General features: G+C 67.6%; 13 protein-coding genes and 4 pseudogenes. 12 read left to right on the forward strand and 5 right to left on the reverse strand.

Annotated features, from left to right (window positions below; genetic code table 11):
• Positions 1–109: 109 nt before the first annotated feature.
• Positions 110–316: pseudogene (locus ACZ8ZB_RS34790) on the reverse strand (hypothetical protein); the annotation flags it as partial.
• Positions 317–507: 191 nt separating this feature from the next.
• Here ACZ8ZB_RS34790 and ACZ8ZB_RS34795 point away from each other — a divergent pair.
• From ACZ8ZB_RS34795 to ACZ8ZB_RS34825, 7 genes and pseudogenes are all read left to right on the forward strand, one after another.
• A complete protein-coding gene (locus tag ACZ8ZB_RS34795) occupies positions 508–717 on the forward strand; it encodes a hypothetical protein (protein WP_470741787.1) in 210 nt (69 codons plus the stop codon).
• Positions 718–1,031: 314 nt separating this feature from the next.
• Positions 1,032–1,253 carry a hypothetical protein gene (locus tag ACZ8ZB_RS34800; protein ID WP_470741788.1) on the forward strand — a complete coding sequence of 74 codons (222 nt, stop codon included), beginning with the start codon at positions 1,032–1,034 and terminating at the stop codon, positions 1,251–1,253.
• A gap of 166 nt (positions 1,254–1,419) precedes the next feature.
• Positions 1,420–1,890 (forward strand): hemerythrin domain-containing protein, encoded by a 471-nt coding sequence (locus ACZ8ZB_RS34805; protein ID WP_470741789.1) that lies wholly within the window; start codon positions 1,420–1,422, stop codon positions 1,888–1,890.
• A gap of 145 nt (positions 1,891–2,035) precedes the next feature.
• On the forward strand, positions 2,036–2,506 hold the full coding sequence (locus tag ACZ8ZB_RS34810) for a DUF4158 domain-containing protein (RefSeq protein WP_470741790.1): 471 nt from the start codon (positions 2,036–2,038) through the stop codon (positions 2,504–2,506).
• 52 nt (positions 2,507–2,558) lie between these two features.
• On the forward strand, positions 2,559–2,858 hold the full coding sequence (locus tag ACZ8ZB_RS34815; RefSeq protein WP_470741379.1) for a transposase: 300 nt from the start codon (positions 2,559–2,561) through the stop codon (positions 2,856–2,858).
• A complete protein-coding gene (locus tag ACZ8ZB_RS34820; RefSeq protein ID WP_470741791.1) occupies positions 2,855–3,742 on the forward strand; it encodes an IS3 family transposase in 888 nt (295 codons plus the stop codon). The genes ACZ8ZB_RS34815 and ACZ8ZB_RS34820 overlap by 4 nt, the downstream gene beginning before the upstream one ends.
• 6 nt (positions 3,743–3,748) lie before the next feature.
• Positions 3,749–3,979 (forward strand): annotated as a pseudogene (locus ACZ8ZB_RS34825) (site-specific integrase); the annotation flags it as partial.
• Between the two features lie 449 nt (positions 3,980–4,428).
• On the opposite strand, the gene ACZ8ZB_RS34830 reads toward ACZ8ZB_RS34825, so the two are convergent.
• Positions 4,429–11,574, reverse strand: a complete 7,146-nt coding sequence (locus tag ACZ8ZB_RS34830) for a polymorphic toxin-type HINT domain-containing protein (RefSeq protein ID WP_470741792.1) — start codon at positions 11,572–11,574, stop codon at positions 4,429–4,431.
• A 539-nt stretch (positions 11,575–12,113) separates the two neighbouring features.
• Between ACZ8ZB_RS34830 and ACZ8ZB_RS34835 the strand changes: the two genes are divergently transcribed.
• From ACZ8ZB_RS34835 to ACZ8ZB_RS34850, 4 genes and pseudogenes are all read left to right on the forward strand, one after another.
• The gene (locus ACZ8ZB_RS34835) at positions 12,114–15,581 is read left to right on the forward strand and encodes a DNRLRE domain-containing protein (protein WP_470741793.1); all 3,468 of its coding nucleotides are present in this window, start codon (positions 12,114–12,116) and stop codon (positions 15,579–15,581) included.
• A 52-nt stretch (positions 15,582–15,633) separates the two neighbouring features.
• Complete coding sequence (locus ACZ8ZB_RS34840) at positions 15,634–15,759, forward strand: Scr1 family TA system antitoxin-like transcriptional regulator (protein ID WP_470741794.1); 126 nt, start codon at positions 15,634–15,636, stop codon at positions 15,757–15,759.
• Between the two features lie 245 nt (positions 15,760–16,004).
• Positions 16,005–16,132, forward strand: a pseudogene (locus ACZ8ZB_RS34845) (transposase); the annotation flags it as partial.
• Positions 16,133–16,325: 193 nt separating this feature from the next.
• Positions 16,326–16,874 carry a hypothetical protein gene (locus tag ACZ8ZB_RS34850; protein WP_470741795.1) on the forward strand — a complete coding sequence of 183 codons (549 nt, stop codon included), beginning with the start codon at positions 16,326–16,328 and terminating at the stop codon, positions 16,872–16,874.
• Here ACZ8ZB_RS34850 and ACZ8ZB_RS34855 read toward each other — a convergent pair.
• Entirely contained in the window at positions 16,831–17,622 is a 792-nt protein-coding gene (locus ACZ8ZB_RS34855; protein WP_470741796.1) for an IS5 family transposase, read from the reverse strand. The genes ACZ8ZB_RS34850 and ACZ8ZB_RS34855 overlap by 44 nt on opposite strands.
• A 229-nt stretch (positions 17,623–17,851) precedes the next feature.
• On the opposite strand from ACZ8ZB_RS34855, the pseudogene ACZ8ZB_RS34860 reads away from it, so the two are divergent.
• A pseudogene (locus ACZ8ZB_RS34860) lies at positions 17,852–18,586 on the forward strand (transposase); the annotation flags it as partial.
• An 18-nt stretch (positions 18,587–18,604) separates the two neighbouring features.
• On the opposite strand, the gene ACZ8ZB_RS34865 reads toward ACZ8ZB_RS34860, so the two are convergent.
• Positions 18,605–19,144, reverse strand: coding sequence for a GNAT family N-acetyltransferase (locus tag ACZ8ZB_RS34865; protein ID WP_470741943.1), 540 nt, complete (start codon positions 19,142–19,144; stop codon positions 18,605–18,607).
• Positions 19,145–19,618: 474 nt separating this feature from the next.
• Positions 19,619–20,149, reverse strand: a complete 531-nt coding sequence (locus ACZ8ZB_RS34870; RefSeq protein WP_470741797.1) for a hypothetical protein — start codon at positions 20,147–20,149, stop codon at positions 19,619–19,621.
• Between the last annotated feature and the right edge of the window lie 8 nt (positions 20,150–20,157).

A 20,157-nucleotide genomic window follows, 5' to 3' on the forward strand; every position in this document is an offset into this window, starting at 1 on the left:
ACATGTGCCGGGCCCCCCTCACCCCCGGGTCGCGCTTGTCAACGCGAGGACGTGGGGCGGCGCGGGGGCGGCACCGCCCGCAGCAGCTCCCACAGCGGACGCGAGCCCGACGCCCACGGACGAACCCGCCGGTCCCCTCGAGCCGGGCCGCGAAGTCGTTCGTGTACTGCACGTGTGCCGAGATCTCCTCCGGCGTCCACCGCTCCATCGGCACGTCGTCGACCGGGGCCGGGGCGCCGCGGTAGTGCTTCGGCAGCAGGTACTCGGCCGTCGTGTCCCTCCTCGGTGCCGGTGCGGCCGTTGTGGTCGCGTTCACCCCGGGGACGGAGCAGGCCGCGGCTTCTCGACATCGCCGTCCGGTTTTCCTTCGGGAATCACGCGGACGAGCCCGGCCGGCCGGGCACGGGGCGGGCACGTCCCCTGACCACACCGGAATGGCCGAGCGGGACGGTCGGCCATTCCGGTGCACCGACGTGCCCGAGGGAGAGCGCGATCGTTGTCCGAAGCATGATGTCTACGCGAATCCTCCTTGCCTCCACCGCCCTCGTCCTCGGCTCCCTGGTCGTCGCCGCTCCTGCTCACGCGGTCCAGGCAGCCGATCCGGAACCGTCCACCAGCACGTCCAGCACGTCCTCCAGCCAGCCGAGCCAGGGCGAACAGGCCCTCAAGCCGGTGCGCGACCTCCTCGCTCCGGTCGCCGGCCTTCTGTCCTTGTAGCAGGGACCGCGCCAGGTGTCCTTGCGGTGACGAGTGCCGTGGACGGCCGGACCGGCCGTCCACGGCACTCGTCGAGCAACCCCTTGTGAGGCGGCCCGGGAGAAGCCGGGTGACGGCGGCGGGTGTGTCACGGGAGCACGGCATCGAGCACGAGCCCGGACCGGCCTCCGGCACGGACGGGCGAGGACTCCTGCGGGCGCGCGGCCGCCTGAACCGGGGAGTCGTCGGCGGCGGGCAGGGAGGCGCAAGCAATTGACCTCACGCGACTTCGGGCCGCCGGTCTTCCGCTCCGGGGGAGGAGGCAAGATCGTCCCATGACACGCAGAGCGCTGGGCATGGGACCGACCACGAGCGAGTCGGCCGCGGAGACGACAGGGGAGAGGCTGCTGCCCGTGGAGCGGCTGCTCGGTTCGCCGGGAGCCAGGGCGGCGACCGAGGGTGGACAACGGGCGCCGGAAGGCGGACGGCAGCCCGGTCGGCGAATCCTGCGCCTCGCGCCCGAGGAGGCGGAGGGCACCCCGGACACGGCTGTGTGAGAGCCGCGGCGTCCGTCCGGGAGCGTGGGGGACGGCAGTGGGGTCGGCGGGCAGCGGGCACGGCAGTGTGCGGGGAGCGTCGCGTGCTGGTGGCAGACCGTGTCAGGCATGGAGGCGCCGGATCGAAGGAGGCCGACGATGCATGCGTCGCACCCTTCGCTCTCGCGTGACTGAGCGCGAGACGACCAGGCTCGTCGCCTGGAACCGAGAAATCCGCCGAGTGCACGGCAGACTGCGGGAAGCGCTGTCCGTGACCCGCGCTTCCCTTGCCGACGGCACCCCCGGTGAGGCGGCCACCCGTGAACTGCTGCTGTACTGCCATGGCTTCTGCACGGCTCTCGACGGCCACCACCAGGGCGAAGACCGCACCCTGTTCCCGGCCGTCGAAGCCGCTCACCCGGAGCTGCGCCCGGTGCTGCGCTCGCTCGAGCAGGACCACTCGATGATCGCCCACCTGCTGGGCGGCCTGCGCGATGCTGCCGACCGGGCCGCAGCGCCCGAGGAGCTTGACCAGCACCTCGAAGGCATCGCCGCGATCATGGAGAACCACTTCCGTTACGAGGAGCGGCAACTGCTCACCGTGCTCGAAACCCTCGAACTGGCAGCCGCGCCGGAAGAGGCGCTGGGCCCGCTGTGACCCTCGACCGGACAGCGGGTCTGAGTAGTTGCGGTACAGGATGTAGCGCTGAGATTGATCATGGTCGCCACCACAGTGGCCAGCCCGGGTGGGGGCTTCCGGGAAAGATCGTTGAGCGGGTGCGGGGGCTGCATGCGGTCCGGCTGTGCCGGTGGAATTTCTGACTGATGAGCAAGCCGCTACCTACGGGACGTTCGGTGAGGTGCCCACGCGCCCGGAGCTGGAGCGGTTCTTCTTCCTGAACGACGACGACCGCGACCTGATCGCGCTGCGGCGGTCGGACGGGCATCGTCTGGGAATGGCGTTGCAGATCTGCACCGTCCGCTACATCGGCACGTTCCTGGGCGACGATCCCCTCGCGGTGCCGCGTACGGCCGTGGCCGTCGCGGTCGCGACCGTCGAGGCCCTGGTGCCCGAGGACGACGGCTCGGCCGAGGCAGCGATGCGCGAGAAGCTGGCCCTGCGCTACAACACCGTGCGCCCGTTCCTGGCGCTGCTGGGCGAGTCGGACGCGCTGAGCGCGGCCCAGGGCGGCAAGCGCATCTTGAAGGCGGTGCGACGGCTGCCGGCGCTGTCGCGGCGGCGGGGCAAGGAGCGGCCTGAAGCTTCCCCTTGATCGTGGACACCTGGAGACTGGGATCTTGAGGTTCCAGAGGAAGTAGCACCAGGTGGGAAGCAAGTACACAAAGCGGTACACCGAGGAGTTCAAGCGGGACGCGATCGCGCTCGTCGACTCCTCGGGCAAGACGGTCACCGCCGTCGCCCGGGAACTCGGCATCAGCTCGGAGTCCCTGCGCGGCTGGTACCGCAAGGCCAAGGCCGACCGGGGCGAGGGCGAGTCCGGTGAGCTGACCAGTGCCGAGCGCGAGGAGCTCAAGCGGCTGCGCAAGGAGGTCCGCGAACAGCAGCAGACGATCGAGATCCTGAAAAAAGCGACGGCCTTCTTCGTGAAGGAGAACGACCGGTGAGCGAGCTGTACCGGTTGATCCATGCGGAGAAGGCGACGTACCCGATCGTCCTGCTGTGCCGGGTGCTGAAAGTCGCCCGCTCCTCCTACTACGCATGGTGCGAGGGCGAGGCGGCCCGCCGTGCCCGGCAAGCCGCCGACGATGCGCTCGCGCACGAGATCACCGTGGTGCACATCGCCTCCCGCCACACCTACGGTGTCCCGCGCATCCACGCCGAACTACGCCGCCTGGGACGGCAGGTGAACCGCAAGCGCATCGCCCGTGTGATGCGTGAGCGCGACACCCGTGGTGTCACCCGGCGCAGACGGCGTTCGCTGACCCGGCCCGACAAGAAGGCGACGCCGGCCCCGGACCTGATCGGCCGCGACTTCCACGCCGAGCGGCCCGGCATCAAGCTGGTCGGCGACATCACCTACCTGCCCACCGCCGAAGGCTGGCTCTACCTCGCCTGCTGGCTGGACCTGGCCACCCGCGAGGTCGTCGGCTACGCCATGGCCGACCACCACCGCGCCGAGCTCGTCGTCGACGCTCTCAACATGGCCCACGGCCGCGGCGGCCTGGAGCCGGGCTGCGTGGTCCACAGCGATCGCGGCAGCGAATACACATCGGCCCAATTCCGCGACCCAATACGTGAGTCGGGACTGCGAGGCAGCTGCGGGCGGACCGGATCGTGCTTCGACAACGCCGCCGCGGAGAGTTTCTGGGCCCTACTCAAAGAGGAGATCGGCACCCGCACCTGGCCCGACCGGGCCACTGCCCGAGCCGAGGTCTTCTCCTTCATCGAGACCTTCTACAACCGCCGCCGCCTGCGCAAGCACCGGACTTTCGGCTATCTCACCCCGGCCGAGACCAGGCAGCGGCAGCAGCACACCCTCGCGGCATAACGATCACGTGTCCGGAATCACGGGGAAACTTCAACCGCCACCCTGCTCCTGGAACAGGGCGTCGACCTCGTCGTGATCAAGGAACTTCTCGGCCACGCCCACATCGGCGTCACCGCCGGCGTCTACGCCCACGTACGACTCCGCCTCCAACGCCAAGCCATCGACGCACTGGGCGACGTACTGGCTGAGGGCGACGACTCCGAGGAGCCGCCGCCCTCAGCGGTAGCCGTCCGCTGACGTTGCCGTCAGTGTTGCCGTCAGGCGCCTCGTGAGGAGCCGTCGGAGTTGGAGGAGTTACGAGCCGCATCGATCTCGTTGCGAAGCTCCTCCAGCTCCTCTTCATTTGGAACGAAGGGCGCAGAGCAGGTTTTCAGCACCTCAATCTTCTGGCTAGCTCCCCACTCATCCCATGCCTCCAATGACGAGGCATACCGAGCGATAATACCCCTCTCGTATTGTCTCGTGGACCACCGCCGCCAGGACTCCCAGCGCGCCACCCGACGCGAATCCCCGATTCGCCCACTTTCCGTAATGATGGAATCGACGATTCGGCGATGCGCTGCCGCAAGCCTGGGGCTACCGAAATACGGCTCTGGAGGTTCCTCATCCTCGAACTTCAAGCGCACCAGCGCTGAAGCCAGAGTCTCCAACTCCTCAAGAGTTAGCTCTACTTGCACAAACTTCTCCTAGCCAAACAGGTTCGGGCCAGCGTACAATATGTCGGATCGGTCAAATCGCAGGGACCCCTGATGTATCAACTCGTTAGGCTGCTCCCCCACCCGGAGAGAGACACCTTGCCGCCTACGGATCGCGATCATGAAGCCACCCTTACCCGCATAAGCGGGGTTACCGGCGAAGAGAACGTTGTGGATCTCGCTTGGCGACACCATTTCCTGTGTTACGTACGCGCGCCCCTTTGAATCCGCTCGAATCGTTCCAGAACCGAGAATCCCCTCGTACCCCTTCTGGTCCGAGTAATGGAAGATCACGTCATCGTCGAGATTCTCCATGAGGTCATCGACGGACCCAACGGTCGGACAGCCTCCGGAATTGTGAACGAGTACCGGAGTCTGCCCAGCCAGCACATAGTACGTGTGCAGGTCTTCGACTGTGAGGTTGTACGTCCGGGCGTGTTTGGTGTATGCCCGGTTGCTGATGATGCGGACGGTGGTGCCGTCGGGGGTTCTGAGGGTCATGCCGGCGGCGAGGTTGCGGGCTTCGACCCAGGCGCCGATCTCGGGAACCCAGAAGGGGTGTTCGTGTGTAGCGGTGAGTTTCTCGGGTCCGTCGGGTGTTTCGATGGTCAGTTCGTTGAAGTGCTTGTCGTCTTCGGTGACGATCAGGCGGGTGACCTTCCGGAGGCGGGTCTCCCCTGTCTCCGGGTCGGTGGCCACAACCTCGTCGCCGACCTTGATCTTCTCGATTTCCTTGGTCTTGCCATCGGCCATGAGGACTTGAGTGCCGGCAAGGAAGCACTTGCATCCCGAGGCATACTTCTTGAGCCATTCTTCGACGGCCTCTTTACCCTTTTTCGCAACCGAATCGGGTACCAGCTTCAAGGCCTTAAGGAAGGGGGCATCCGAGGCGATGCCAAGGTAGTCCCAGCCGTTTGCCTCTCCGTTGACCACCTTTTTCCATGACTCGACGTCAGGGACGACGAGGGAGGCAACGAAGTTGAGTGTTTTCTTCTGGGCCGCCACGTTGTACGGCTTGATGACGGTCGTTGTGCCGAGCGTCGGATGATAGTGGCCGGTTCGGGTGACGCTGTGGAGGTCGCCCTCCACGTCATAGGTGTAAGTGGTGGTTTCGCGACGGTAAGACCAGCCTCCGTCGGGATCTGTGACCATCCAGTCCCGGTAGGTGGTGTTGTTGCCGTCCTGGCAGCCCCTGTAGCAATTACTGACGGGCTTCAGGCCGTCGGGATCGCTGGTACTGATGGGGCTGTTCTTGGCGTAGGAGTAGCCGTTCATCTGCAACGGGTCGGTGATGTCCAGCAGGGGATCTGCGCTGATGAAGCGGCCGTTGGCCTGGTCGTACTCGCGTGCGCCGATGTGCGTCAGTGCGGTGGCGGTGTCGTCGATGCCGACGCCCAGGTAGCTGCGCTTGTCCGGCCAGGAGGTGGGTTTGGGGCCGCGGGCTTCGCCGAAGGGTTTGAAGGCCCGCCTGGTGACCGGCTGGCTGGCGGCCATCTGGATGGTGGTGTTGGCGGTGCCCAGATGGTCGGCGAGCTGGATGTTGAGGGTGTGGCCGGTGCTGGTGCCGTTTGAGGTGCGGACGACTGTGGGGGCGCCGGGGTGGGGGTAGTTGCGGGTCGCCTTGATGATCTTTCCGGTGGCGTCGGTGGTGAGTTCGCCGCCGGGGAGGTAAAGGGTGGAGCCTTCGCTGGAGTTCTCCAGGAGGCGTTGGCCGCCGGTGTCGTAGGTGTAATTGACGGTGGTGGCGCCGGTGGTCACGGTGGCCGGCTTGTTCTCGGTGTTCCAGGTGAAACTCTGGGTGTCGTCGGGGAGGTCGCGTTTGGTGGTGTTGCCGGCCGGGTCGTAGGTGTAGGCGCTGCCGGAGCCGGTGGGGGTGGTGGAGACCCAGGCCAGGGTGTGGGGCTGGGTGGTGACCGGTTCGGTGGCGCCGTTTCCGGCGGTGGTGCCGTAGCCGGAGTGATAGGTGATGTTTTTGGTGGGGTCGGTGACGTTGTGCTCGGTGAGGGTGGAGCGGTTGCCGATCCAGTCGTAGGTGAATGCCTGGCGGTAGGCGGTGGCGGAGGTCGCCACGGTGCCGGCGGCCGGGGCGGCTGCGGCGAGGGTGCTGGTCAGCGAGGCGTCCGGGCTGGAGGTGTCGCTGGCCGCGTTCGGGGCGTCCGCGACGGGGCCGGAGGAGGTGGCGTAGTCGGTGCGGTAGCCGAAGGCGGCACCATTGGCGGTCTTGCAGCCGTTGCCTGTGCCGGTGGGGGCGATGGTGGAGGTCCAGGCGTGGACGAGTTCACCAAGGGCGTCGTAGGTGTAGCACTGCGTGTCCCAGGTGGAGCCTGAGGCTTCGCTCAGCTTGCGGGAGTTCGATGTGATGGTGCCGGAGGCGTCGTAGGAGTAGTAGCTGTCGGTGATGCGGTGGGGTGAGGCGGTCTCGCGGTCGGCGACGGTGCGCTGGAGGCGTCCTGTGCGCGGATCGGTGAAGTTGGTGGTCCACACGCGGTAGGGCTGGGAGCCGGAGACGGTGCGGAGGGCTTCGCCGAACGGGGAGTAGGTGACGTCGGCGGTGTACCAGCTGGAGCCGGACGTGGACTCGGGCAGGCCGTCCTCGTTGTAGCGGGTGACCACCTTCTCGGAGGAGATGCCGCCCTTTGACGGGTAGGTCACCGAGAGGAGCTTGCCGGTCGGCGTGTAGCCGTAGGTGTAGCTGTAGGTACCGGAGAGCCCAGTGGTCTTGGTGCCGGCGGGGATGGTGATGTCCTGCCCGGTGGGCTGGTAGTCGGTGGTGTAGCCGGTGATCTTGGTGACGTAGTCGCCGTCCGCCGTGTGGCGGGTCGAGGCGACCGGCAGGCCGAGGGCGCCGACGGCGTCGAAGGTGAAGGACTTGATCGGGCCGGCGGTGGCTGACCCCTCGCGGACGGCCGTCACTCGTCCGAGCACGTCGTAGGTCGTGTGCAGGGTCTTGCCGTTGGCGTCGACGGTGGTGAGGGGGCGGTCGGCGCCGTCGTACGCGGTCGTCTTGGTGGTGCCGGTGTCCGGGTCGGTGGCCTCGACTATGCGGCTGCGTACGTCGTACTTGTACGTCCATTTGTTGCCGGCCGGGTCGATGATTTCCGAGCGGTTGCCGCGGACGTCGTAGGTGTAGCGGGTCGATCGGGTGGTGGACTGGCCAGCATCGGTGTACTGCTCGATCTCGGTGACCCGGCCGAGGGCGTCGGTGGTGGTCCACGTTGCCGGAGTGGTGTTGCCCGGGGGGTTCACGTGCACCGTGTTCGGCCCGTACGACGTGAAGGTCTCGTGCTGGAAGTCCCCGTCGTGGTAGGTCGCCTGGCGGACGGTGCGGCCCATGCCGTCGTACTGGGTTTTTACGTAGCTGGGAATGAGTGTCGTGGACTTGGGGGCGAACAGTGCTGTGGCCGGTTGGCCTGCGGCGAGGTAGCCGCTGGTGACGATGCTGGGCCGGCCGTGGTCGTCGTAGGAGGTGTCGGTGATGATGCGGCCGGGGCCGTGGGCCTCGTTCTGGGTCTGGACCGGGCGGAGCAGGCCGTCGTAGATGGTGACCGATGAGGCGTAGCTGCCATCGTCCTTGATCGTTTTGGTGGTGACGGCAGCGGGGCTGGTCTTGGAGGGGGTGGCGGTGGCCTGCTGGTAGCTGATCTGGACGTCGGGGGTCTGGGTGCCGCTGGAACGGATGGGTGACCAGCCCTTGACCAGGCGGCCGAGATCGTCGTACTCGTACCGGGTCACGCGGCCGTTGGGGTCGGTGACGGTGAGGGGGAGGGAGCGGCCGGGGTCGAACGTGGTCGTGGTGGCGTGCCCGAGGGCGTTGAGGGTCTTGAGGCCGGTGAGCGGGCCTCCGGTGTCAGCTGGCGTGTAGACGTTCTCGGTGGTGCCCTGATCCGGCCTGGTGACCTTGCGGATACGGCCGAGCGGATCGTATGTGGTGGTGGTGATGACGCTGTGGGCGTCGCCTGCGCCGTTGGATTCGGCGACGGTGGTGGGCAGGCCCTTGAGCGGTGTGGCGGCGTGGGCGAGGGTGTCGTAGCTGGTGCGGACCGATTTCAGCAGGTGCGTGGCGTAGTTCGCGCCGACGTATCGGGCGCAGGGCACGGCGATCGTCCGGCTTAGGGAGATCAGGCCGATCAGGTGCGCGTCGGTGTTGTGGACGTAGGTGTTGCGGGTGCACTCCTGCTCGGAGAGCGTTTCGCCGCTGCCGTCGGGTTTGACGACGAAGCTCTCGACCTCGGTGGGCAGGCCGTAGGTGTCGTCGACGGTGGTGAGGGTGCGCTTGGACTGCCATCCGTCGTCGAGGGACTGGATGTCGTCGGTGCGCTTGATGCCGACGCGGTGGGCGAGGAGCGGTTCCATGGCCGAGCCGTCCTCTGCCTCCCGGGCGCGGGAGGCGGTCTGCTTGGACCAGGGGAAGTTCAGGGTGCGCTCGAGGAGTTGCTTGTTGGAGTCCTTGTAGGTGAGGATCTCGGCGGCCAGGCCCGCGTACTGGCGGGCGTCGTCGCTGACCAGGGTGTGGGTGCCGGTGGTGTCCTTGACTTCGCCGCCGGTGCCGAGGAAGTAGCGCGTCTCGGTGTACGACTGTGCCTGCGGGTCGTCGTTGCCGGTCTTGCTGGAGGTGGTCTTGCTGCCCTTGGTCACGGAGACCTGACGGTATCCCTGCCAGTCGCTGTATGTGCGCAGGGCGGGTCGCTGGAACTCGTCGTCGGACTTGGCCCAGGCCGGGCCGGTGTACTTGTATGTGGTGACGATCGGTACGCCGTGGTTGGTGACCTTGTCGGTCTCCACGACGGAGGCGACGACGTACTTGTTGAACCACTGCTTGGGCGGGGTCCGCTCGTCGCCGTCGGGGGACCAGCGGACCGGGAAGCAGGTTCCGTTCGCCTTCTCCTTGTCCTCGGACGGCGGGGTGGCGCAGCCGCCGGTGTACTCGACCTCGATGTCGGCGCCGGCCTCGGTGGCGACGGCGCCGATACGGGGGCGGGTGAAGGCGGGACGCTGGTCCTTGGGGCCGGTGCGGACGAGGTTGGGGAGCTGGCGGTCACGCAGGCGGGACTGGAGCGGAGAGGAGGAGCCGACGCGGTACTCGGCGAAGCTCACGCCGTCCTTGGACTGGATGGTGCCGACTGTGTCGCCGGGGCCGTATCCGGTGCGGGTGATCGAGTTGAGCCAGAGGCCCGGGGAGGTGTCGTACCAGTCGTCGGGAAACGACTGGTGGAGGGCGTAGACGTCGACCTTGCCCAGGCCGGTTACGCCGGGGCGGGCCCCGAGGGTGGTGATGGTGTCCAGGCGCATCTGCGTCCAGAAGGACGGGAAGCCGGGGCAGAGCTTGGACGTCGATTTGCAGTTGAGGTTGCCGGGGGTGTCCCACCAGGGGCGGTAGGCGCCGGGGTCGTCGGTCTTGGCGAAGTTCTCCGCGTCACAGGCGGTGGCGGACTTCAGGCAGCGCTGCTTGACGCCGAAGCTGACCTGCGCGGAAGGCTTGGACAGGTCGCCCGAGCGCATTCCGTAGTCGATGCCGGTGGGGTAGGCGAAGCGCTCGTAGGCTTCCGGGGTCTTGCGCTTGTCCCGGACGGCGTAGTAGTTCGTCTCCTGCTTCCAGTTGACGACCATCACGTTGCCGTGGACGTCGGTGACCTTGTCCAGGCCCCAGCGCCAGGCCTGCTGCTTGCCCGCGCCGCAGCGGGAGTCGGCGAAGGCGGTCGCATGGCAGGGCTCGCCGGGATGGTTGCCGAAGACGGGAACCGTGGAGACCGAGTCGGTGTTGGCGTGGCCGCCGCCGACCTCGTGACGGCCGAAGGTGTAGACGGTTCCGTCGGTGGTGGTCACCTCCCAGTACTCGCCGTCGTTGTCGCCGTTTGTCGCACCGGTCTTGAGCGTGACCCGGGTACCGTCGTCGGACGCGAGACGGTAGGTGTCGGTGGTGCCGACGCGGACCAGCTCGGTGGTCCGGCCGGCGAGGGACATCACCGCATTGTGCGAGACCCAGCACAAATCGGAGGTCTTGTTGGTCTTGGCCGTGTTGTTCGGAGTGCCGGCATCGAGGGTCTTCCGGTCGTCCTTGCAGCTGCGGTAGCGGCGCTCGATGTGGCCGGGGTCGTAGTCCCAGCCCTCGCCGATCCACGAGGCCTGAGGGGAGGAGACGGCGGTGCGGCCGTCCACGGATTGCGAGTTGTAGGTGAGCGCGATCGTCGGAGTGGGGCCGGCCGGAGGCGCTGGAACGGTCAGCGGGTAGGACCAGACGAAGGCGCCGGAGCTGCCGGCGTGTGACCAGGAGCCGGTCGAGGCAAGCGGGGTCGCCTTGAAGGAGCCGCCGGGACCGGCTCCGGAATCGACCGCGCCGATCACGGTCGAGTCGCCGCTGCCTTCCGCCTCCAGCAGGCGGGAGCCCGCCGACTGGACGGAGAGGCCTTCGGACGCCGTGGCAACGGTGTCGTCGGCGGCCGGGTTGATGGTCGCGGAGACCGTGTTGGCGTCCGGGTCGTTGACCGTCTCCAGCTCCGTGTATGCCTGGCACTCCTCGGCGTCGGGGGTGGTCAGGTAGCACGCGGGGAACTGAACCAGACGCAGGCGGGAGCCCCAGTCGGCGCCGTAGAGGTTTTCGAAGGTGCCGTAGTCCAGCGAGAGCGAGACCGGCACCGCGCCCGTGTCCGGCGGGTCGACGCGGATGACCGCACCGTCCACGCCCTGAGTGGTGACCTTGGCGCGGGCGTCCACGCTCACGCCCCATGTACCGGTGGGGGCGGGCTGCCCCTCGGCCGGGGCGAGCGTGACCGGGACCTGGTCCGCCGACTGGGACTCAACAGCTGCGGACGAGCTTCGTGCGGCACTGGACGGAAACGTGACCGTTGTGCTGGATGGGGGAAGCGGAGTGTCGGTGCCGGACGGTGCCGCCTCCCTGCCCGGCGGGGCATCGATCTTCAAGCTCTCGACGCCCTCGTTGACCGGGGCGCCGTCGGCAGGGACGACTTTGTCGAGCGACTCGAGGATCAGGGTCTCGCGCCCAGGTTCGTCGACCAGCGGAACTGGCGGCACGGCCATCGCCGCTGTGGGCAGCAGACCAGTGAGCACGGTGGCACCGGCTGCGGCGACAACGGCTCTGCGTACGCGCAGGCTTCGGGAAAGGCGGGTTCGACCGAACACGGAGGGTCCCCCCGGACCACTTGGAGCGGGGCCGGAAACGGACCTCGCGCAGGACGAAACGGATCGGGCGAATTCTGTGAGAGCGATGTGAAGAAACGCTAGAGGTTCAGACCACTAGTGATCATTATCACGCCACGCAACGAAATAATTACTCACGGATGACATTGATCGGGTGACACTCTTTCAAGGAGTAATACATTCCGACGTAGGTCCGATTTCACCTGATGGCGTCTGATGTTGCCTCAAATACCCTGAGTAAAAGGGAGTTCGTGCCGATATGGGACCCTCTCTCGGCGTGGTGGACACCCACCAGCCTCAGCAGGGCGGCACCCGGACAAACAGAGATCACCCGGCCCGCGTTCCCGGCGCGAGAATCCACAGGGTGACGACACGCGGCTCATGAGTCATCATCAGCTCGCCCTGCCATGCCCGCGCCCCCGTACGGAACGGTCCGCTTCGCCATGGCCGGCCACATCGTTCCGGAGGAGCCCGCACGCGTCGATCCGTGTGCCGGGCATGGGGAAAGGGACCTCTTCACGATGCCAACCACTCAGCCTCGCAGGCCCGGACGCCGCACCCTGGCGTTCGCCCTCGCCACGGCGGTCGCAGCGACCGGCATCGCTTATGCCGGGTACACCCGCTCTGACGACGGACAACAGCAGACCGAGCCCCAGCGGGCGAAGGCGGTCACCGAGAGCACCGCCTTCGTCCAGGCCGCCCGCACGGGCAAGCAGGTCGAGATCACTGCGGACCGCACCGAGCGCTCCACCACCTGGGCCCGTCCCGATGGCCAGCTCGCCAAGCGGTTCCACGCCTCACCGGTCCGGGTCCGCAAGGACGGCCAATGGCGCGCGATCGACACGGATCTGCGGCGCAGCGAGGCTGGCTGGGAGACCACAGCCACCAGCGCCCGGATAGTGTTCACCGCAGGGTCGGGCAAGCAGAACCCGCAGCGGGCCTCCCGAGCCGGGGGCCAGCGCGTGTCACTGGTAAAAAATGCCCCGGCCGCGGCCGGAGCAAGCGACCTCGTCACGCTCTATGTGGGCGATGCCGGTGAGTACGCCATCCAGCTCACCTGGCCAGGACCGGTTCCCGCCCCCATCATCGACGGCTCACGCGCCCTGTACCCGGAGATCTTCCCCGGCGCCGACCTGGTCCTCACGGCGGACAACGACGGCTTCGCCCAGCTCCTCGTCCTGAAGAACCGGGCGGCCGCGGCCAACCCGCTGGTGCAGCAACTCTCCTACGGCATCACCTCCGAAGACCTGACCTTCCGCCTCGATCCGCTGTCCGGCGTCCTCACCGCCGAGACCTTCTACGGCAACGAAGTGGCCAGCTCCGGCACCCCGCTGATGTGGGACTCCACCGGCCAGCCCGCCATCACCGACGGACAGGTCGGAGCCACTGCCCAGCCGACCGGCTCGGAGAGCCCCGAACCCAGCAACTCGGCGTCCTGGACACCGGAAGCGGTACCGGCCGAGGAGGCGACGAACGACGCCGAGTCGGACGAGCAGACCGACCGGGAATCCGAAGCCGCGAGCCTGCCCACCCCCACCGACGACCCTGAGGTCCCCCCCTCGGAGACCGCCACCCCCACCGCTCCCCCCGAACCCACCCCAAGCCCGTCGCAGAGCGGATCAGCGGCAACCCTCTCGCTCCCGCTGCTCGACGGGCCATCACCGGACTCCCTGGGCAACACCGTGGAGTCCGACCTCTCGGGCGAGAACTGGGTCATCACCCCGGACCTGAACTTCCTCAACGCTCCGGAGACGACCTACCCGGTCTTCATCGACCCGTCCGTCACCAAGCACATGGACAACTGGACGACCGCCTACAGCCGGCACCCCAACGCCACCTTCTACAACGGCAAGGGCTTCAACAAAGGCGGCACCCACGAGGCCCGGGTCGGCTTCGAGTCCGACACCTGGGGCACTTCGCGTTCCTTCTTCAACATGGACTTCGACAAGAACCTCAAGGGCGCGAAGATCAGCAGCGCCAAGCTGCGCCTCCTGGAAACGTACTCCTGGTCCTGCAGCGCCCGCTCGATGAGCGTCCACGTCACCGGAGCGATCAGCAAGAAGACCAACTGGAAGAACGCCCCAAAACTCACCGACGGCAACAAGCTGCAGACCCGCAGCTTCGCGCACGGCTACAAATCCGGCTGCCGCGACGCCTACGAGACCTTCGACGTGAAAAAGGCCGCACAGAACTACGCCGACCTCGGCCGCTCCAAAATCACCTTCGGTCTGCGCGCCCGAGACGAAAAATCCCAGTACTCCTGGAAGAAGTTCCAGGCCAACGGCGACAACGGCCCGGCACTCGAACTCGTCTACAACCGTCGCCCTTCGTCCCCTACCAACCTCGACCTGTCCCCCGACGCCAAGTGCACCACCACCGAGCCGTACGTCCGGATGGGCAAGGGCAGCGTCACCTTCACCGCACGGGGGAAGGACAAGGACAACAACCTCGACTACCTGGACTTCGATCTCTGGCCCACCGGCAAGTGGGGCACCACCGGCGACATACTCGGCTCCACGGGCAAGGTTTCCACCGGCAGTGACGGCGGTGACGCCCTGCGCTCCACACCTGCCTTCTCCACCAGCAAACTGACCAACGGCACCCTCTACTCCTGGCGGGTCCGCGGCATCGACGACAAGGGCGCCACTTCCAGCTACTCGCCGGCCAAGACACCCTGCCGGTTCATCCTGGACACCGCCCCGCCCAAGCGCCCCAAAGTTACCTCCACCGACTTCCCCAACGCAGACGGATCGGAGAACGGCTTCGGAAACGACGCCGAGGACGCCAACTGGTCGAAGCTGAAGTTCGGTACGGCGGGCTCTTTCACCGTCCACGCCGGCTCCACCGACACCGTCCGCTTCGAGTATTCCTTCAACGGTTCCAACTACAACTTCTCCAAGAGCCGTACCGCCGGAACGGCCGTCACCACCCCGACGACCATCACCGGCGCCAAACCCCCGACAGCCGGCCCCAACGTCCTGTACATCCGTGCTGTCGACTCGGCGGGCAACCCCTCCGACCCGGCCCTCTACTTCTTCTACGTCAGCCCGCGTGACGAAGCCGACAGCCCCGGCGACTTCACGGGCGACGGCCTCGCCGACCTCATGGCCGTGACCGCCGGGGGCAATCTCGCTCTCTACCCGTCCCAGGCCACACCCGACCTCGCTCGCCCCAGCGGCGACCTCGACTACTCCATGTCCGGTGCCTACCGCGCCAATCCCGCCAAGGACCCGGGTTCCGAGGACGGTCTTCCACCGTTCGTCGCCGCACCCTCCGGTCACTTCAAGGGTGCCCTGATCACCCACAACGGCGACATCTACGGCGGTGACGGCCTCCAAGACCTCGTCGTCCGCATCGGCGGCAAGCTCTGGGTCTACCCCGGCGACGGCTACGGCGCGGTCAACATCGACCGACGGGTGGAGATCCTCCTGCCGTCCAACGCGCCCAGCCCCGCCTCCCTCACCCAGATCGTTTCGGCCGGCGACGCCACCGGGGACGGCCGCACGGACTTCTTCGCCACCGTGGGCGAGGAGATCTGGGCCTTCACCGGCTACCACGGCGCCACCATCGACAAGGCGATCCGCCTGTCCTCCACCCCCTGGGCCGACCGCGACATCGTCACCGTGGCCGACATCAGCGGCGACGGGGTGACGGACTTGGTCTACCGCACCGACGTCTCGGGCCGGCTCCTCTTCCGCAAGGGCATCAAGGCCGCCGGCGGCGGAACCGACCTCACCTCCCTGGCCTCCGCCGCCAACTCCGCCGACGGGGTTGATGCCGTCTACGGTTCCTCCGGCTGGTCCAGCGCCAACATCCCGCTGCTGATCGGCACCCCCGACGCCAACGGCGACGCCATTCCTGACATCTGGACCGTACGCTCCGACGGAGCCGTACGCTTCTACGCCGGCGGCAAGACCGTCCTGTCCGGATCCGGCACAGAAATCATCGGACAGAACAGTTACTGGAAAACCCGCATCGCCATCGGATGACCTGCCGACCTCAAGCACCCAGGCCCGCTTCCTTGAAAAAGCGGGCCTGGGCGTGCTGAGCCAGGAAGAGATCGAGGCCCGGGTACGAATGAGGGCCGACCGTCAGGCGCTGCTGACGCGGGCGCCCGATCCGCTGCCGATGAGGCTCGTACTGAGCGAAACCGCGCTGCGCCGGTAGACCGGCGGACATGACGTGACGGCCGGGCAGATGGCACGGTAAGGCCGCCGCGGCCCTGCTGGCCGCAGCGGCGGGCGTCCTGCAGGAACACCAGCGCGGTCTGGGTGACGGTCAGCCCGTGCCCGACTTTCAACCGCACCGCGGTTCGACCTGACGCGCCCCGCGGGGGTCGCCGGCCGTGAGGCCGATCCTTTGGAGTGGACACCCTGACAATGGATCTTGATGGTCCAGGGAGGGATGTCCAGATGGGACGCAAATCTCCGTATCCGGAGGAGTTCCGGAAGGACGCGGTAGCGCTCTACCGTGCCGCGGCCGGGAAGCGGACGTACGCGGCGTGGCCGCGGATCTCGGTATCACCGCGGAGTCGCTTCGGATCCGGCGCCCCCGGCGCTGACCCACTGCTGTCTCAACGTCTCGCCGCCACAGCTTGCCACCAAGTCAGGAATGCGATTTAGAGGCTGTTGTCTTTCCGAGTCTGACGACTGCGTTTTCGCTGGTCAGGGATAGGTGCGGCGTCGGTGTGGGAGTGATGGACCATCGTTTCGTCGCTCCCGTGGAGGTTGCGGATGCCGTCGGTTGTCGGACTGCTGGAACAGCACGAGCTTGCCACCCGTCGTCGTGTGGACGGGCTGCGCGAGGAGGCCGACCGCATCCAGGCCGAGCTTGCAACGGCCGAGCAGGAATGGCTGGAGTGGACGATCGCCCGCGAGCGCGTTGGTGCAGTGCTGTCCGCGCCGGGCGGCGATTCAGCCGACGCGGTGGCCGCCGAGCAACCGGGCCGTGCCGGGCTGGAAGCAGGGGTGCAGGCGTCGGCGCTCGTGGCGGCGAAGGCGAAGTCGCAGGTTCCGGTATGGCGCGAAGGGCTGGCCCGGACGGCACTGTCGGCGGACTACCAGCGCATCCTGGCCGCGCTCGCGGATCGGGTCCGTCTCGGCCAGGGCCCGCTGACCTGCCAGGAGATGACCGTCCTGTTCGGCATGGACGTGGTGCCGGCCAAGGTGGAGGCGCTGCGGTCGAAGGCGAAACGCCTGGTCTCGCGGGGCTGGCTGGCCGAGCCGGCACCGGGCCGGTTCACGCTCGCGCGGAGCGTGAGCGGGCCAGACGGCGGGTCATGACCATGGTCATCGACCAGTAGATCATCGCCTTGGCGCTGGTCGTGCGGCGTTCGAAGTCGCGCGCCAGGCGGCGGCTTCGCATCAGGTGGGCGAAGAGCCGCTCGACGATCCACCGCTTGGGCAGCACCGCGAAACCGCGCGTGTCGTCGCTGCGCTTGACGATCGCCAGGACCAGAGCGAGCGCGGCCAGGCAGTGCTCGACGAGGCTGCCGGTGTAACCGCCGTCGGCCCCGACGAGTTCCAGCCGGTGGTGAGCGTCGGCCACCCGCTCGAGCAGCACCTTCGCGGCGGCGCGGTCACCGATGTCCGCTGCGGTGACCATCACACCCAGCAGCAGGCCGAGGATGTCGACGACGACGTGCCGCTTGCGTCCGTTGATCAGCTTCCCGCCGTCGAAGCCGCGGCTGTCGGCACCCACCACGGCGTCCGCCTTGACCGACTGCGAGTCGATCACCCCGGCCGTCGGCTCCGCATCCCGCCCCGCCTCCAGGCGGACTCGGCCGCGCAGCCGGTCGTGGAACTCCCTGACCAGGGCGTTCTCGCGCCATCGGCGGAAGAACGCGTAGACCCGGCCCCACGGCGGGAAGTCGGCCGGCATCGCACGCCACTTGATGCCGTTGTCCACCAGGTAGCGGACGGCGTCCAATATCTGCCGGTGACAGTACGCCTCCGGCTGCCCGCCCCGGCCACGCAGCCAGCCCGGCATCGGCAGCAGCGGCCGGACCACGGCCCACTCCGCGTCCGTCATGTCCGAGGGATACCGCCGAACACGCTCCGGGTGATCGACCGCATTCCCGATCCGGTGGGCGAGGCAATCACACGATGGTGCAGCCGAGTTGAACTCCACCGGCGTGAGCACGTAAAACTGCGGCAACAAGGTCTCCTGGATCTCGGTCGGCTTCGCAACCCCGAGCTACCAAGAGGCCCTGCCTTCATGCCCGCAGTCCGCCGCGATCACCCGATCGAGACTCCCGTTCGACGCCCGCCTCTCAAGACCGGAACGACAACAGCTACTCACCCTGGCTCCCACCCCAGCGAAAGCCGCGAAACTGACCCTCGCCCAGCTGCGAGCTGCTCTCAAGCGCAGCGGCCGCACTCGTTCCTTCGACAGCGAAACCGAGCGCCTGCGGGGCATCTTCCGCTCAAAGTACGCCCGCCAGCTCCCAGCCGTCGAGAATGCCTTCGGCCACCAGCTCCTGGCCCTCCTCAAGCAGTTGGACGCCGCCTGCCAGGCCGCGGACGACCTTGCGGCAGCCGTCGCTGAGGCCTTCCGCCAGCACGCCGACAGCGAGATCCTGCTCAGCTTCCCCGGCCTCGGACCCCTGCTCGGAGCACGCGTCCTCGCCGAGATCGGCGACGACCGCAACCGCTTTGCCGACGCCAGAGCCCTGAAGTCGTACGCCGGGTCCGCCCCGATCACCCGTGCTTCCGGCAAGAAACGCTACGTCGGCCGCCGCTTCGTCAAGAACAACCGGCTCATGAACGCCGGCTTCCTCTGGTCCTTCTCAGCCCTCCAAGCCTCCCCCGGAGCCAACGCCCACTACCGACGCCGACGCGAGCACGGAGACTGGCACAACGCCGCCCAGCGCCACCTGCTCAACCGCTTCCTCGGACAACTCCACCACTGCCTCCAGACCCGGCAGCCATTCGACGAGCAACTCGCCTTCGCGCCGCTGGCTCTGTCTCCGGAAGCGTCAGGCGCTCGGAGATAGTCCCGGCTGCTGTCGGGCTCAATCGGAGGCCAACGCCGGAGACCTCAGGCCGAGCCACTGATCGGCGTCCCAGGCCCGGAACCGTTCCACTTCGGTGAACCCCAGCTTCGCAGCGAGGCGCATCGAACGGACGTTGGCGGTTTGAGTGGCGAGCACCACCGGCTCACCTGGAAGGACGTCTTCGAGCCAGTCCAGTGCCGCCGCGCACGCCTCGGCGGCATACCCGAATCCCCACGCCCGCGGCAGGAACAGGTAGCCGAGATCGACCTTCCCCACGGCAGCGGGGCAACGGTGCTCCGTTGCTCTCCTGAGCAGGATCTGGCCGATCATCGCCCCGTCGAGATCGACGACGAAACTCCCGGGTCGCCGCCCGGGCACCTCGGGCATCTCGCGCTCAAGTTCGTCACGCGGGCGGGGGCCGCCGAGATAGGTATGCACCTCCGACGAGGCGTGCAGCTCGACGAACGACGCACGGTCCCGGGCCTCGGGCTCACGCAACACGAGCCTCTCGGTCTTGATCGGTGCAGGCGGCCACGCAACGGGTCCGAGATCATCCATGTCGGCCAGCCAATCAGCGGCCTCAGCAACGATCAAGACTCGCGGTCCCTCTTGACTTCTTATCCCCCTGAGATGTCTAACGGCGATCGTCGTGTCTGAGGCGTACTCCCGGTGCTTCGGTCTCCACCGTGACTGAGGCTTCCATGAAAGCCAGGTCGTTTGAGAACGCTAGCTCTCGGCGTTCTCAAACCACTTGGTAACCCTGCTGGTCAGGGGACTGACACCTGATAGACGCGCTGCGACGGGACACCTCAGCCCAGGGCCATGATCAATCTCAGCGCTACATCCTGTACCGCAACTACTCAGACCCGGACAGGGGCGGCGGTGGCGACCTGTCGGCCCACTAGGACACCCGTCCACCGGCCGTGCAGCATTTTCCTGCCGGGAGCGGCGCGGGTGCGGGGCGGTGAACCGGCTCGGCGGTGCGCCTTCCCGCCCGGCGGCCGGCCGCCGGGCATGCGGCATCATGTGGTGTCAGTCGACGTGCGAGGCGGCCGCCCACCACAGGCGTACCTCCTTGCGGACGTCCGACGGCCGCAGTTCCCAGCCCTGGCCCAAAGCGACCTCGGCCACGTATCCGGCGCCCACGCCACGGTAGTCACGAAGAGGGATGGCGCACTCCACGGGCGGCCGCGTCTTCTTGGACTCGCGCGGGGCCGAGGCCAGAGCGGTCCAGTGGGCGACGCGCCGGTCGGCCCGGGCCCGGTAGTACTCGGCGTCTCCCTCGTGGCGCAGCTCCGGCCAGGTCACGAACCAGGAACCCAGCCGGGCTATGCCGCCCAGCGTGTCACCCGTGAACCGCATGTAACCGCGTTCGAAGCTGCTGCTCACGGCCGCGATCGCATCGGCGAACAGCCCGACGACGAAGAGCACGGCCGCAACTGCCAGCCACAGCGCGCACAGCACCGGGAAGCACACCATGGTGGCCACAAAACGCAGGGCCAACTGCCAGCGGGGCCGGGTCGGTTCAGGTGTCCAGGTCGCGGGATCCTCGTAAACGCGCATGACGGGAT

Source organism: Streptomyces sp. 12E, assembly GCF_055633275.1.

Coding starts and splice junctions, on each gene's coding strand:
- ACZ8ZB_RS34795 (WP_470741787.1), top strand. CDS start 508: ATGATGTCTACGCGAATCCTCCTTGCCTCCACCGCCCTCGTCCTCGGC.
- ACZ8ZB_RS34800 (WP_470741788.1), top strand. CDS start 1,032: ATGACACGCAGAGCGCTGGGCATGGGACCGACCACGAGCGAGTCGGCC.
- ACZ8ZB_RS34835 (WP_470741793.1), top strand. CDS start 12,114: ATGCCAACCACTCAGCCTCGCAGGCCCGGACGCCGCACCCTGGCGTTC.
- ACZ8ZB_RS34850 (WP_470741795.1), top strand. CDS start 16,326: ATGCCGTCGGTTGTCGGACTGCTGGAACAGCACGAGCTTGCCACCCGT.
- ACZ8ZB_RS34855 (WP_470741796.1), bottom strand. CDS start 17,622: ATGACGGACGCGGAGTGGGCCGTGGTCCGGCCGCTGCTGCCGATGCCG.
- ACZ8ZB_RS34865 (WP_470741943.1), bottom strand. CDS start 19,144: ATGGATGATCTCGGACCCGTTGCGTGGCCGCCTGCACCGATCAAGACC.
- ACZ8ZB_RS34870 (WP_470741797.1), bottom strand. CDS start 20,149: ATGCGCGTTTACGAGGATCCCGCGACCTGGACACCTGAACCGACCCGG.